Here is a 13,957-nt window from a genome sequence, read left to right as displayed (position 1 = left end):
GCCGCGGCTTCCATCACCCCCGGGCCATCTCCACCTTGGGGTACGCCACTCGGAACCCGCAGGCTTCATAGGACCGCTGGCTGGGCGTGCCCGGGGCCGTGGAGGCGCACGCAAGCTCGCATCCCCGCGCCCGAGCGAAAGCGAGCCGGGCCTGGATCAGGGCCTTCTGCAGCCCCCTGCCCCGATGTCGGGGCAGCACGCCATCTCCCGAAAACAGCGCGATGTCCTCCACGATGCCCAGCATGCCACCCGCCACCGGCTGACCATCGACCAAGGCCAGGAAGCCCCAGGCATCGGGAACGGAAAGAGGCGTCAGGAAGGGCGGATCCAGCTCCTGCCAATCATCACGTTCAAGGAAGGCGGCACAGGTGATGCGGCTGTACATGACAGCTTCCTCAGACCTCACCAGTCGAATCCCAACCAGCGGCAACGTCGGCTCGACACCTTCCAGCGGGCGAGTCCAGAGCTGCTGGAACTGGTGCAGGCGGTAGCCACGCTGGGCCAGCAAAGGCCACAGCGAAGCGTGGGCGCCAGGGCTCAGTTCCAGCACCGTGGGAGCTCCCAGGAAAGCTTCCACCGAGCTCAGCTCAGATTCCGTAATAGCCTCTGTGAGGCCCAACGCCTGATTCAGCGGATGGCCCTCGCCACGGAAGTGGGCATAGCCTCCGCCCACAGGGAGGCTTTGTCCTCCAGCGGCCAGGTTGAAACGTTCGTTCTGCAGGGCCTGGGCGCGCTCAAGACGGCGGGCCAGGGCTTGAAGGTCGTGCGACATGGTTGCTCCGAATGGGTGGCTTCAATCTGACCTCCCGGCGAACCGCCAGGAGCCTTCCTCTGCGTCACCGGGTGGACGCGGCCCAGCACCTGCCAAGGCCCGGCAGGCAACGATGGGAATGCGAGGTGGAAGTCAGAGGCCTACTCGGAGAACAGCGCCCATCCTAGCGGAGGCCGTCAGCAAAGCAAAGCGGGCCCCTCAGATGTTGAGTAAAGCGAAGCCCGGCTTCGCCGGAGTGATCGCGGGGGCCCCGGGGGGAGGCTCCTCCAGGCAACGCATGCGTTGGCCTGGAGTCTAGGGTCATGTCCGCGAGCCGGAGGCGAGTGGGAGCGGCGCACCGCGCCGCATCACACGGAGGCGCGCAGCGAGGCCCCCCCGGAGAGCATAAGCCGGGGGCGGCTCTGCCGACCAAGGCGCCGGGGCCCGGGGGTGTTCGCGCAGCGAGGAACCCCCGGACAGCGTAGACACGGCCCCCTCGCGGGGGCCGTGGTGGATCGGTAAGCCGGGTTCTGTCGTGGGACGTCATTCCTCTGGGATGGATGTCGCCACCCACCTCGTGCGACCTACCCGCTGGCTCGGCCGGGTCAGCCCTCGCCGCTTGCGCGGTGCACCAGCCTATTTGGTCTTGCTCCCTGGGGGGTTTGCCGTGCCCGTCCTGTTGCCAGTCCGGCGGTGGGCTCTTACCCCACCGTTTCGCCCTTACCTGATCCACTTGCGTGGCCATCGGCGGTTTGTTTTCTGTTGCACTTTCCGTCGGGTCACCCCGCCCTGGTGTTACCAGGCCCAGCACCCTGTGGAGCCCGGACTTTCCTCTGGCCTTGCGGCCAGCGACGCCCTGATCCACCTGCTCAGCCTAGCACGGGCTCACCGAACCCGGCCTCATCCGGTCCAGGCCACGAGGGCCACCTTGGCGCCGGGGCGCAGCCCTTCCACCTCATCCAGCACGCGGGTTGGCGCACTCAGGGGCAGGTCGGGAGGCACCCTGAGCACGATGGGCCCCCGATGGGCCTGGACCGCCGCGGCCCAGGCATCCGCGGGCCGTCCCACCACCGTCACACCTCCATCCGGACTGAGGGCCAGGATGAGGCGCGTGGAGGTCGAGGAACCCTCCCCCTGCCCTGGTAACACCGCCGAAAGCGCCTTCGGCAGGGCCGGAACCAGCGTCATGAAGACGATGAGCAGCACGAGGACGATGTCCACGAGTGGCGTGACGTTGATGTCGCTGCGGAGAGGGGAGGCCATGGCGCTACCTCAGCGCGAACTTGATGGTGAGTTGGAAGGCGGCGGATACGGAACGGCCGTCCATGCGCGCAGGTTCGAACCGCCACTGCCGGGCGGCCTGAATGGCCGCTTCATGGAAGATGGGATGTCCTTCCAGCACCTGGACCTGCACCGGTCGGCCAGCCTCATCCACAGTCATTCTCAGCACCACCGGCCCCTGGATATGCGCCCGCTTGGCGAAATCCGGATAGATGGGATCCACGCGGTGGAGAATGGCGAGCCCAACCGACGTGAAGTCATGGACAGTCGGTGTCGAAGGGGCTGCGGGAAGCCCGGCCCCCTCTTGCACCGGGCCTGCGGACCGTTGAGGCCCATGGGCCACGGCATCGTGGGAGTGATCCACCGTCGGCAACCCGGCCGCGGCCTCGGTGGGATCGGCCGTGGGCGTTGGTGCCGGTACCGGCTGTGTGAATTCAGAAGGGCGGCTGCTCGGACCACCGGTGGCGTACGGAACCGTCTCAAGGGGCCTGGGAGGAGCAGCTTCAAACACCACTGTTCGTCCCTGGTCCACGGGAGGCGCCGGCTTTGCGGTGATGTGTGGCGCCTGGGAGGACAGCGCAAGTACCCCGGCCCCGATGAGGAGGTAGATCAGGCCCGAAAAAGTCGCTGTTCGGAGGCGGTCTGTGGGCGGCACGGAAGCCGCGATGGCGAAGGGCTGGAGGGTGGGCGGCAGGTCCGCATAGGCGGGCCCCTGGCCGCGCGGAAACGCGACATGGAACATGGGATCTCCTGTGAGGAGCGCCTTGGCCTCCGCAGGACCAACCCTCACTTGGGTGGGGCTGGTTGATGGCAATCCCGGGCCCTGGATCGCACACCGTCTGGGGAGGTCCAAAGATCGCTTGCAACAGGTATCGGCACGCCTTTGAGGCTGTCAACCCCACCCTGGAAATTTAACTTCAGATATATGTCACAGATGCATCACAAACCATCAAACAGAAGGCAAGGGCATCAACCAACCTGCGCGCTGCAGGTCCTCCAGAATCGACCAGGCCGCGCGGTAGGGATCGCCCGTGCCGCCGCCCAACACCTCGTCCCGCAGACGGGCCTGGAAGGGAACCAGATCGGGATGGAAAGCACCGGCGAGATCCGATTCTGGCTCGAACAAGCGCAGCAGCAGGGCTTCCGGATGGGCATGGCCGATCCCCACGGAACAAAGGGCAGCGCCTCCGAGCCCCTCCTGGGCGCCGGCCTGCAGAAGCCTGTCGTACATGGGCCGCAGGGGCGCCGGATCGGCTCCGAGACCGACACAGCGGATCGCGATCGAAATGACGGGTGATTCTTCAAAGCCCTCATCCCCTTGCCACGGGCAGGAGGGCCGATGTCCCTCATGGGGAAGCCACAGCAAGCAGGCCTCGTGATGGTCTGTGTCGCGCACCCAGCTATGCGCCAAACGCATGAGGGGGTTCTGCACGCCACCCCCGGGGCCAGGGCCAAGCCAAAGCAGACTCTGAGTCTCCAGAGGCGGCAGATCCCACTCCCGGAAGGGGTGATCCCACAAGTCCGGATCCACGGGCAATTCCAGACGCAGTCCCATCAGGAATGACGGAAATCCAGGGTAGGGATGGGGCAGTCGGACATGCACACCCGCCGGGGCGATGTGGATTTCCACCCCCTGGAAACTGGCCACCAGAGCGCTTTCCCGCAGCAGGGCCAGCAGGGCGAGCCGATGGCTTTCAGTCTTCAGGGAAGCCAGTAACCGGAGTTCCCAGAAGCGCCCACTGGCATCACAGGACCATGATTCCAGCGCGGAGGGTTCAGGCCTGCGAAGGGCGTCCTCCGCGATCAAGAGCAGACGCAGCCCGCCATTGGATTCGCGATGGCCCATGGGCGGCAGCAGCCCCCGATCAGCCTCAACCAGCCGGAGGCGGTGCTGGGCGCGCACCCATGTCACGCCATTCCAGGTGGCCTCGGCAGTCATGGAGGCATCCATGAGGTGGGGCAGCCCCTCTGAAACCACCTGACGGTAGGCCTCGGTCCTACGGATCTCCTGGTGCCGGGAGAGGATGTCCCAGATCTCGTCGATGTTCTGCTGGCTAATGCGGGCCAGCTCTGCCCCCACTTCCAGCAGGCGCGCCGCCTCGCGGGTCATCCGCTCCCTCTCCGGCGCGAGCTTGGCCTCGACGCCCCACTGGCGCACATGCGCAGACTCAAGGGCAACGGCGCGCTCTCGCACCTCGTGCAGGGATAGTTCGGCCCGTTCTGAAGCCTGGCGCACCTGATCCACCAGGCTCAGGTGAGTCTCCAGCGCCCGTTCAAGCCCATGTCCCTGATGGTCCAGATTCCCCGCGGTCCGCAGCAGCTCATGCACATCCGCCAGCAGGCTCTGGGTCACCTCCTGCAGATCCCAGAGGCCAGAAGTCTCGCGCTCCAGACCGCGTTGATGGACGTCGAGCATCCGTTCCAACCCCGAGGTGCTTTCCGCCGTTTGATCGGCCAGAAACCGCAGACGGCTGCCGATGGTGGCCATGCCTGAGCTGCCGCCATCCTGCTGGGCGAGAATGGCTGCATTCACGGCCAGAAGACTGGTCTGCTGGGCCACGTGATCCAATTCTTTCAGGTGGACCTGGGCACCCCCGAAGGAGCGGATGCGGGATTGAGCTTCCTCGCGGAAGCCCTCCAGCCGACGGGCCAGAGCTTCGGTCTTGTCCCGCACCCCATCGGCGGATTGCCGGAACCGCCCCAGCTGTTCCATGCGCGACTGGGTTTCGTCCATGAGGCGCGGCGTATGCGCCACCAGCCCCTTCACGGTCAGGGACAGGCGTGACCCCTGGCGAAGCCCGGCATCCGCCAATCGCCCGAGTGCATCCTCTTCGCGGCGGATGCGCGGAAAGGAATCGTGGAGTTCCTCCAGCAGGTTCTCGAACTGCTCCAGATCAGCCCGCAGTCGGCCCAGTGTGCTCTGGAAGGCCTGTCCCTGCAGCCTGAACTGGTCCGCTCGCAGCCGGTGATTCAACTCGATTTGATCCAGCTTCAGAGTGTCTTCAAAGGCGGCCTTCAAGTCCCGCCCAAGCCGCTCCAGCCTGAGACTGCCCTCCTGGCGGACTTCTTCCTCGTTGGCACGGTGGCGCTGGATGGCTTCAAAGAGGGCATCCAATTCCACCCACTCCCGAGCCATTGCCCGGCGCAACGCGCGGTCTCCCGTGCGCTCCTGCCGCACATCCTCGATGAGCGCGTTCAGCGCGGCCGCGACCTGGGCGTCCCGCTCTCGCAGGCCCTCCGGTAAGGCGATGGGATGCCGATCCCCCTGGAGGATCCGCTGCACCCCATCCATGAGGGTGCCATCGCTGGCCAGCCCGCGGTGCCAGTCCAGCCAGTGCAGGCCCGCCCGCAGCAGCCCAGCAGCGGCCACGATCAGGAAGGCCCCTTCCGCAGGCTGCAGTGCCCCGGCATGGCGGAACAACACGTAGGCCACCAGCCAGAGCACGGCCCAAAGCAAAGGGAGCCCCAGCATTTCCACGGAGACCCTCAGACCCGATATCCGCGTCCAGATGGACCTGCCCAGCCCCATAAGCTTTTCCTCGACCATGGGAATCCATCGGCCGGTCCCCACCACAAGGCAAGAATTAGCGTGTCGGGCAATGGCGTCATACCGTCCGCCAGAGCACGTCGTAGCTCCTCAGCCCGCCCCCCAGCTCCTGGAGCAACCGCGCCCGGAGAAGGGCCGTGATCGCGGTCTGGGCTTCGTCCACGGGGTTCACCCTGGGGGCCACGTCGGCCCCCCCCGAGCGGAGGCCCCGGAGGTACTCCCGGGTCCCCGGCGGCAGGGCTTCCCCGGGATCCACGGCGGTGCAGGATCCACAACACCAGCCATCCTCCGGGCTGAACAGCACCAGGGCGGCCGTGTCGTTGCCGCAACGGCCGCAGACCCGGGGATGAGGTAACAACCCCATGCAATGAAGCAGCCAGTGTTCGGCGTAGGCCAAGATGCCCAGGGCATTGTCCGGCTGGGCCTTCAGGGCCCGACCGCAGGCGGAGAGCAGCCGGTAGAGGCGATCATCTTCCACGCCCTCCCGGGCCACGCGGTCGAAGAGGTCGGCCAGGCAGGCCATGACCAGGCTTGATTCCAGATGGCCGAGTGTGAGGGGACTGAAGCTCAGTTCGCAGCGGGTGACGCGCTTCAGCTCGGTGTGTTCCTTCCCGAAGAAGCTCACGCGCACCATGCTCATGGGCTCGAAGGCCGCCACCCACTTGGCCGTGGGCTTCTTCACGCCCTTGGCCACGCCAGACAGGCGCTCGCCCAGCTCGGAAAGGAAGGACACCACCGCCCCGCCCTCAGCATAGGGCACAGCTTTGAGCACGATGGCGGCATGGGTCCGAATCACCCTTCCAGTCTGCCCGCATTCAACCCCTTCGCAGGATCCGGGTCTCAAGAGGTGAGGCAGAAACCACCTCAGCCAAGGGAGTCCCAGATGACCTTCATGCGCCACACCGCTTTTTGCATCGCCATGGCCGCCCTGCCCCTGTCGGCCCAGGCCGGGCCCGGTCACAGTCCTCGCGCCGAATGGACCGGTCGAGGGATGAACCTCACCGAGGCCCAGCAATCCAGCATCAAGGCCATCCGGGACAAACACCGCCCCGACCTGCTGCTCCGCCGAGATGCGGCCAAACAGGCCCAGACGGCGCTGCAGGCGGCCCTGCAGGATTCGACCACGCCAGAAGCCCAGCTGCGCTCCCTGCACGACAAGGCCTCCGCGGCCCGGTTCGACCTGATGCTGGCCCAGCGGTCACTCCACCAGGAGGTGCAGGCCATCCTCACGCCCGAGCAGCGCGCCAAGGCCGCCGAGAGGCACGCGCTGGCCCGGGTGAAGCGGCAGGAACGCATGCGGCATCTCCGCATGGCCGCCGGGATGCCCGGATGAAACCGCAAAGGGATCGATAGACTGGGGGGATGCGTGCATCCCCCTTTTTCGTGCTGTTCCTCAGCGGCCTGTCCCTTCTGGGCCAGACCCCGCCCACCCGAACCTTCCGCCAGTGGCTGGGAGGCCAAGAAGTGGGAGGGGCCTCCATTGAAACCAAACAGCAGGGCCAAAGCCTGGAAATCCGTACCCGTGAATGGATGGTCCTGTCCCGTCTGGGCCAAGAGATCAAACAGGAGATCGATCAAAAGGCCATCAAGGCATCTGATGGGCGCCTCACCTTCACCTGGCGGCTGCAACTCTCCACGGAACCCTTCGAAGGCCAGGCCGGGTGGTCACCCAAGGAACCCGGAATCCTCTTCCTCCAACCCGCGCACGGGACCCCTGTGCGCAAGGAAGTGCCCGCGGGAGCAATGCTCTGGCCAGAGGATCTCGAAGCAAAACTGAAAGAGGCCGCCCAGCGGCGCCATCCTCTGAAGGCCGTGACCTTCTCCTTCGCCATTCAGCAGTGGAGCAGCCTGCAGCTGGAACCCCAGGGGCCAGCCCCCCTGCCCGGCTTTCCCGACGCCGTTCGATTTACGGGCCAGGAAACCGAGGGCGGCAACACCGCCAAGGTGGAACTCTGGGTTTCGCCCAGTGCTGGGGAACTGCGCCATCGCACCGAACTGGGCGGCATGGAGGTGCTCAGCCAGCGATCGGAACTGCCCGCCCCGAGGCCTCCTGCGACTTCGGAAGGGTTCTTCGCGCAGACCCTGCAGAAGCTTCCTCCCCACCCCTTCCAACCCTGGATGCCGGAATGGGTTCTGCGCACCGAGGGGCCCCAGCCCGCCTTGCCGGAGGATGCTCAGCAGGCCCCGCTGCCGGGGAACCGCTGGCGGCTGCGGCGGGCCGAACCTCCTTCCGCAGCCGAAAGCACTCAGGGGCCGGTCCAGGGCACACCCAATGCCGAGGAGACGCGGTACTTGGCGCCCAGTCCCCTGGTGCCCTTCGAGGATCCCGCCTTCGATGGGCTGCTGCGCCGCATGGCCCTTCCTGCCGGATTGTCGCGCTGGGAGATTGCCCGGAGGGTGAACGCCTTCGTCTTTGAGTGGATCACCCAGAAAGATTTCACCGTGGGGTTTGCCTCGGCGCTGGAGGTCTGCCACACGCCCCGGGGCGACTGCACCGAGAATGGTGTGCTGGCCGTGGCTTTGCTGCGCCGCCTGGGCGTTCCCGCGCGGGGCGTCACTGGCTGGGTGGGCCTCGGAGACATGCTTGGCTTGCACTTCTGGGTGGAAGTGCGGCTGGGTCAGCGCTGGGTTCCCATCGATCCCACCTTCGATCAGGCACCAGCCTCCGCCCTGCGCATCAAACTGGGTGATACGGATCTATCAGACCTGGGCAGTGTGGGCTGGGATACCGCCGCCACGGCCTTTTCAGGCATCCGCTGGGTGCCCGAGAAAGGGGAATCGCCCTCCATGCAAGGGGACCAGATCTCGGCTCCCGGCGGCGTGAAGCTGCGGTTTCCCGGCGGCCGGTGGAGTCTCGCTGAAGGGCTGCTCCACCTTCGCAGCGCCACGGGCGGCCCGTGGCGCATCGAGGCCGTGACCCGGCCCAACGAAGCGCAGCTCAAAGGGAGTGCGCGGTTGGCGGGCCCGCGCACGCTCCGCTCGGGCTGGTGGCATGCACCCTCCCGGCGGCTTGTCATGGATCTGGGCGGAGGCCGCTGGTTGCAGGCTGAAGGCCTCTCCGAATCAGAGGCCTACAACCTGCTGGATCAGTTGATGGCGCCCACCAGCTCTTCCTGAACGGTTTCCTGCTGGGAGCAGTGCTCCCGCAGTCGTTCCAGCTGGTTCGACATGGCCAGGCATTCCGCTTCATCGCAGCAGCTGGTGAGACGTGTGGCCATCTGCTGCACCGGCACATCCAGCCGCTCCATGAGCCGACGACCTTTCGGCGTGATGACCACTCGGCTCACGCGCCGATCCTTGGGATCGGCCACGCGCTTCAGGAGCCCCTGCAGTTCCAGGCGGTCCACCAGACGCGTCACGTTGGCGAAGCGGTAGATCATGCGCCGCTCGATCTCATAAATGGGGTGGCCCTTGGTGGGGCCACCACGGACGATGCGCAGGACGTTGTACTGCTGGATGGTCAGGCCGTGGGCCTCGAACAGCCGCTCCTGGACGCGGATCACCGCCTCCCGCGTCAGCATCAGCTGAAGCATGAGCTGCACTCCCGGCGGGGGCAGGATGGACATCTGGAGTTCTTCTTGAAGTGACATGGGTGCCTCGGAAGACTTTCGGGCCAAGGATCAACCCATTCATGGGAATCTGGAAGGTCCGAGGAGCCATTCTTGCCTTCCATCGCCCTGAGTTTGATCAATGTCACGAAACGCTATGGCGCGACAGCCATCCTGGACGGATTGAGTTTCGGGCTCTTCCAGGGCGAGAAGGTGGGCCTCATCGGCCGCAACGGCGCTGGGAAAAGCACGCTCTTCCGCCTGCTCACCGGTGACGAGATTCCCGATTCAGGCGAGGTGGTGATCACCCAGGGTCTGCGCGTCGCGCGCCTCAGCCAGGAGCCCCATTTCGCGCCTGGTGCCAGCATCCGCCAGGCTTTGGAGGCGTCGCTCTCGGACCACGCCGCCCTCCTCGCCCGGCATCAGGAGATCCACGAGGTCCTCCATGGATCGGCCGGGGCCGCGGAGGCGCGCCTCTTTGACGAATTGCAAAATGTGGAGCATTTGTTACACCACTGGGGCTGGGACCTGGCACCGCGGCTCAAGGCGGCCGCCACCGTCTGGGGCCTGACCGACCTGGATGCCGAAGTGGAATCCCTCTCCGGCGGCTGGCGGAAACGCGTGGCCCTCGCCCAGGCCTGGCTCAAGGAGCCCGATGTGCTGGTGTTGGATGAACCCACCAACCACCTGGACCCTGAGCAGGTGGAGCGCCTGGAGGCATGGCTGGCAGGGTTTGAGGGCGCCCTCCTCCTCATCACCCACGACCGCCACCTGCTGGATGCGGTCGTTTCCAGGATGCTGGAACTGGAGGATGGTGCGCTTCGCAGCTATGAGGGCGGCTACAGCGACTACCTGTTGGAGAAGTCTGATCGAGAGTTCCGCGAGGCGCGGCTCAACGAGCACATGCAGAACCGCCTGCGTCGAGAAATGGCCTGGCTGCGCCGTGGCGCCAAGGCCCGAACGCGCAAATCCAAACTCCGGATCCAGGAAGTTCTCGACCTCAAGGACACCGTCACCGACCGCACCCGGCAGGAGATCCGCCAGGGCCTCACGTTCTCAAAAGGCGACAACCGCAGCGACGCCCTGGTGCGTGCGGAAGGCGTTTGCTTCGCCTACCCGAACGGCCCGGAGCTGCTGGGTCATCTGGACCTCAGCCTGCAGCGCGGCATGCGCATCGCCCTGCTGGGGCCCAATGGCTGTGGGAAGTCCACCCTCTTGAAGGTGCTCCTCGGCGAGTTGGAACCCACCGCTGGTTCTGTGGTGCGCCACCCCAAATTCGCCGTGACGGCCATCTCCCAGGGACGCGGCGAACTGGATGGTCAGCGCAGCATCCTGGACAACCTGGCAGACAGGGCCGCCGTCGTGGATACGGGCAACGGCACCATGCTCGCCCACGTCTACCTCACCCGCTTCGGATTCCCGGTGGATCAGCAGGCCCGGCCCGCCTCCACCCTCAGCGGCGGAGAACGGAACCGGCTGCTCATGGCCAAGGCGATGCTGAACCCCGCCGATCTGCTGGTGCTGGACGAACCCACCAACGATCTCGACATTCCGACCCTTCAGAATTTGGAAGAGGCCCTCTCTGACTTTGGCGGCACCCTGGTGCTGGTAAGCCACGACCGCTTTTTCCTCGATCAGGTGGCCACCCATACCTTGGCCTGGAACCCCACCGGCAGCCCCCGTTGGGAACTCTATGAGGGGGCCCCCACCACGGTGCGGAGCCTGCGGGAGGCCCGAGCCGCAGAGCAGGCCCCGCCCAAAATCGAGGGAACCCGAGCCACCGCCCGCCCGACCGCCGACAAGCCCAAAAAGCCGGGGCTCTCCCAGAAAGAGCAGCGGCGCCTGACCGAGGTGGAGCAAAACCTCGAGACCTTACACCGGCAGTTGGCGGAGCTCGATGGCACCCTGGCGAACCCCAGCGCCTTCCTGCGCCCGGACAGCCCTGGACACCAGGCCCTGAAGGACCGGGATCGCATCCAGAGCGAACTGGAGCTGCTGGAGGCCGAATGGCTGGAGCTGGAAGAGAAACGGAGCGGAGACTGATCCCGTCACAATCTGGCGGGGAAAAACACCCGGCCCGGGGCTTTTCGCTACCCTGGAGGCTGAACCTTTCCGGAGTGCCCATGCGCCCACTGACCTTCCTGCTCGTCCCAGCCGTCACCCTGGTCGCCCAGGCCCCTGCGGACCAGAACCTCGCCCAGCGGTTCAACACCGAACTGCCCGGCATCAACCAGCTGCTGAAAGAACTGAAGCCCCAGGAAGCCCTGGCCAAGGTCTCGGCCCTGATCCCGGCCCAGCGCCCCGTCTTCAAAGCCGCCTCTCCGAAGGATATTGGGGAGAGCCTGGACAATGCCCAGGGCCTGATGTCCCTGTACCGCCTCTACGCCAATGTGATGTCCGAATCGGGCCAGTGGGAAAAGGCTCTGGAAATCCAGGAGAAGCGTGCCCAGGCCGCCCGGGCCACTTTGGCCGACCTCGAGAAAGCACAGGCCCCCATTGCCACTCAGTGGAACGACGTGGCCAAGGCATCGGGCGAATTCGTGGCCAAGAACGAGCCCCGGCAGAAGGAATTGGAAGCGAAGGTGGCCGCCTTCAAGACCGAATACGACGAAATCAAGGCCAGCAAGAAGAAGCTCACCAAGAAGGAAGTCGAAGATTTCAACGCCAGGGGCGCCCAAGTCCAGCAGGACGAAGCGGAACTTCAGCAGATCGCCAATGCCCTTCCCGTGCACAAACAGAACCTGGCCAACGCTCCCAAGGTGGCCAAGCTCCTCGCCGACAACCGGAAGGAAGTCGATGGCATGATCAAGTCCGCGGACGAGGCCATCGCCAAGGCCAAGAAAGCGGTGGCGGATCAGAACGATGAGATCACGCAGTTCAACACCCAGCAGACGATTAAGAAGGTGAAGGTCGTCGGCAAGAAGAGCTGGGTGGATGCAGTGCTTCGGGCCCCCGAGAACGTCACCAAACTGGGCACGCCCCAGGCTCAGGCTGCCTTCCTGAACCGGCTCCTGGTGCTTGATCCCGGCAATGTCGGCGCACAGAAGGCCCTCGACAACTTGATCGCCGGCAAGGATGCTTTTGCAAAGGAGCCCAAGGGTTCCAAAAAAGTCGGCACCAAGAAGAAGTAGCCATTCCCTCCTGCACCCCAATTGGAGCGCCCATGACCCGCTTCGGCTTCCTGCTTGCCTGCGCCCTGGCCACCAGCCTTGGCGCTCAGAGCTTGACCGACCGTTTTAAAGAAGTCCGCGGCCCATGGGAGCTCCAGTTGGAGCGGGGCGAGGCCAGCACCGTGCGCAAGGGCGTGGAAGCCCTGCTCGGGCGGGAAGGCCTTTCCATCAATCCCTCCGACTACAACGACATGCATGCCCTGGTGGCGCTCCGCGGCCTTGCGGCCAGGGCCTGCCTGGCCGAAGGTAGCTGGGAGGAGGCCATCGCCCATCTGCAGAAGGCTCAATCGGCCGCAGAAGAAAACCTCACCACAGCAGAGCCCTTCCTTGCCAAAACCCGCGTGGAGCATGAGGTGAAGCTCAAGGAATACCGGGAGGCCATCGCCAAGCAGACGCCTCGCCTCAAGGAACTGGAAGAGGCGCCCGGGCTTTCTCAGGAGCAGATCAAGCTGCGTCAGCAGCTCAAGATCTTCATGGACGAACAGCAGGCGGCCATCGCCCACAGCGAACGCGCCCTGAAGGACATTGAGGGCATTCTCGCCCGGCTTCGGCAGGCCAAGGAAACCACCGCGAAGACCGCCGCCGATTGGCAGACCTTCCTCGCTTCCGAGAAGGCCGAGATGGCCGAGGCGGGAGGAACGGTCCCCTTCGTCGTCGGCAAACTTGAGCAGGTAAAGGCGGACGATGCCCGCCCCCGCCAGGAACGACTCACTTATGCCCGCCGTTTGCAGAAGCTGGACCCCTCCAACAAGGATGTCACCCGCCTCGTGAACGCCCTGCTCGGCAAAGAGGAAGAAGCGGAACCGGGCAAACCAAAACCCAAAAAGAAGGCTCCAGCCAAAAAGGGCTGAGCTTGAAAATGGCCCCGGAACGGGGCCATTTCATTGGGCAGAAGGCGAATCAGAATACAAAGCCAAAGCTGAATTTCAGATAGTCAGAGCTGGGCGGATCGCCAGCACTTGTGTCGTTCCCGGTAATGGTTTTGTGGAAGCTGGCCTCCAGCGTGAAGCGCATGCCCGAGTCATAGCCGAAGCTGTGGCCGATGCCACCCGTGGCGCCGAGGCGACTCTTGTGGGTGGTGTCCGTATAGTCGTAGAGGGGATCGCCGAAGCTCCGATCAAACTGCTCAAAATCGGCGGAAAGTCCGGCCACGAAATAGAGGCCCCGATGGCGGAAAGCCGTGCCCTGGGGGAAGATCTGCAGATCACCACCGACATTGAACTGGGAGTGGCGGAGGTTGATGGTGTCCTCCCCGGGGGCGCGGTTGGTGCCATTCTCGGCGGAACCGCTCAAATTCAATCGGATGGCCAGGTTCCGGTCCATGGGGAAACTCACCGTGAAACTGCCGCCGAGGCCCACATCATAAGTTTCTTTCTGGGGCGGAATCGTGCGGTCAACCTTGCTGCTGTAGTAGGCCGGGTAGGTCTTGCTGGCGAAGTCCCCGGTGGGGGCCAGCAGGTTCAAGCTGAAGCCCATGTGCGGGCTCTGGGCCTTGAGGGCGGTTCCAGAAGCAAGGATCAGGGGGAGCACAAGCAGGGATGCGGCCAGGCGCATGGGGGCCTCCAGGAAGGATGTGTGAGCTACGGGCGAAAGGTGTGCCAGGTTACGCCAAGGCCCGTCAAACCTTGGATCCTTGAAAAAAGCCCGGAGTTGAACGGGG

General features: G+C 65.2%; 12 protein-coding genes and 1 other RNA gene. 5 read left to right on the top strand and 8 right to left on the bottom strand.

Annotation, left to right across the window (positions count from 1 at the left end; all coding sequences use genetic code 11):
* Window positions 1-13: 13 nt before the first annotated feature.
* From Q9293_RS04910 to recO, 6 genes are all read right to left on the bottom strand, one after another.
* Window positions 14-772: a GNAT family N-acetyltransferase gene (locus Q9293_RS04910; protein ID WP_306250632.1), complete on the bottom strand. Its 759-nt coding sequence runs from the start codon at window positions 770-772 to the stop codon at window positions 14-16.
* A 482-nt stretch (window positions 773-1,254) separates the two neighbouring features.
* An RNA gene (rnpB, locus tag Q9293_RS04905) (RNase P RNA component class A) lies at window positions 1,255-1,619 on the bottom strand.
* A gap of 32 nt (window positions 1,620-1,651) precedes the next feature.
* Window positions 1,652-2,014 carry a biopolymer transporter ExbD gene (locus Q9293_RS04900; protein ID WP_306250630.1) on the bottom strand — a complete coding sequence of 121 codons (363 nt, stop codon included), beginning with the start codon at window positions 2,012-2,014 and terminating at the stop codon, window positions 1,652-1,654.
* A gap of 4 nt (window positions 2,015-2,018) precedes the next feature.
* On the bottom strand, window positions 2,019-2,774 hold the full coding sequence (locus tag Q9293_RS04895) for an energy transducer TonB (protein ID WP_306250627.1): 756 nt from the start codon (window positions 2,772-2,774) through the stop codon (window positions 2,019-2,021).
* Between the two features lie 207 nt (window positions 2,775-2,981).
* Window positions 2,982-5,579 carry a methyl-accepting chemotaxis protein gene (locus Q9293_RS04890; protein WP_306250624.1) on the bottom strand — a complete coding sequence of 866 codons (2,598 nt, stop codon included), beginning with the start codon at window positions 5,577-5,579 and terminating at the stop codon, window positions 2,982-2,984.
* Window positions 5,580-5,637: 58 nt separating this feature from the next.
* Entirely contained in the window at window positions 5,638-6,375 is a 738-nt protein-coding gene (gene recO / locus Q9293_RS04885; RefSeq protein ID WP_306250621.1) for a DNA repair protein RecO, read from the bottom strand.
* A gap of 87 nt (window positions 6,376-6,462) precedes the next feature.
* On the opposite strand from recO, the gene Q9293_RS04880 reads away from it, so the two are divergent.
* Both Q9293_RS04880 and Q9293_RS04875 read left to right on the top strand, forming a co-directional pair.
* Complete coding sequence (locus Q9293_RS04880) at window positions 6,463-6,912, top strand: Spy/CpxP family protein refolding chaperone (RefSeq protein ID WP_306250618.1); 450 nt, start codon at window positions 6,463-6,465, stop codon at window positions 6,910-6,912.
* Window positions 6,913-6,941: 29 nt separating this feature from the next.
* The gene (locus tag Q9293_RS04875) at window positions 6,942-8,696 is read left to right on the top strand and encodes a transglutaminase family protein (RefSeq protein WP_306250616.1); all 1,755 of its coding nucleotides are present in this window, start codon (window positions 6,942-6,944) and stop codon (window positions 8,694-8,696) included.
* Here Q9293_RS04875 and Q9293_RS04870 read toward each other — a convergent pair.
* Window positions 8,666-9,169, bottom strand: a complete 504-nt coding sequence (locus Q9293_RS04870) for a MarR family winged helix-turn-helix transcriptional regulator (protein ID WP_306250614.1) — start codon at window positions 9,167-9,169, stop codon at window positions 8,666-8,668. The genes Q9293_RS04875 and Q9293_RS04870 overlap by 31 nt on opposite strands.
* A gap of 72 nt (window positions 9,170-9,241) precedes the next feature.
* On the opposite strand from Q9293_RS04870, the gene Q9293_RS04865 reads away from it, so the two are divergent.
* The 3 genes from Q9293_RS04865 to Q9293_RS04855 all read left to right on the top strand — a co-directional run bounded on the left by Q9293_RS04865 (window position 9,242) and on the right by Q9293_RS04855 (window position 13,148).
* Window positions 9,242-11,170, top strand: a complete 1,929-nt coding sequence (locus Q9293_RS04865; RefSeq protein ID WP_306250612.1) for an ABC-F family ATP-binding cassette domain-containing protein — start codon at window positions 9,242-9,244, stop codon at window positions 11,168-11,170.
* An 80-nt stretch (window positions 11,171-11,250) separates the two neighbouring features.
* Window positions 11,251-12,258 carry a hypothetical protein gene (locus tag Q9293_RS04860; RefSeq protein WP_306250610.1) on the top strand — a complete coding sequence of 336 codons (1,008 nt, stop codon included), beginning with the start codon at window positions 11,251-11,253 and terminating at the stop codon, window positions 12,256-12,258.
* Between the two features lie 32 nt (window positions 12,259-12,290).
* A complete protein-coding gene (locus Q9293_RS04855) occupies window positions 12,291-13,148 on the top strand; it encodes a hypothetical protein (RefSeq protein WP_306250609.1) in 858 nt (285 codons plus the stop codon).
* A gap of 49 nt (window positions 13,149-13,197) precedes the next feature.
* Here the strand turns inward: Q9293_RS04855 and Q9293_RS04850 are convergent, their stop codons facing one another.
* Window positions 13,198-13,851: a hypothetical protein gene (locus Q9293_RS04850; protein WP_306250607.1), complete on the bottom strand. Its 654-nt coding sequence runs from the start codon at window positions 13,849-13,851 to the stop codon at window positions 13,198-13,200.
* Window positions 13,852-13,957: the final 106 nt, after the last annotated feature.

This window comes from Geothrix sp. PMB-07 (assembly GCF_030758935.1).
Classification (GTDB): domain Bacteria; phylum Acidobacteriota; class Holophagae; order Holophagales; family Holophagaceae; genus Geothrix.
Note: the sequence above shows the minus strand (reverse complement) of the source record. Positions and strands in the feature narration are given on the sequence as shown.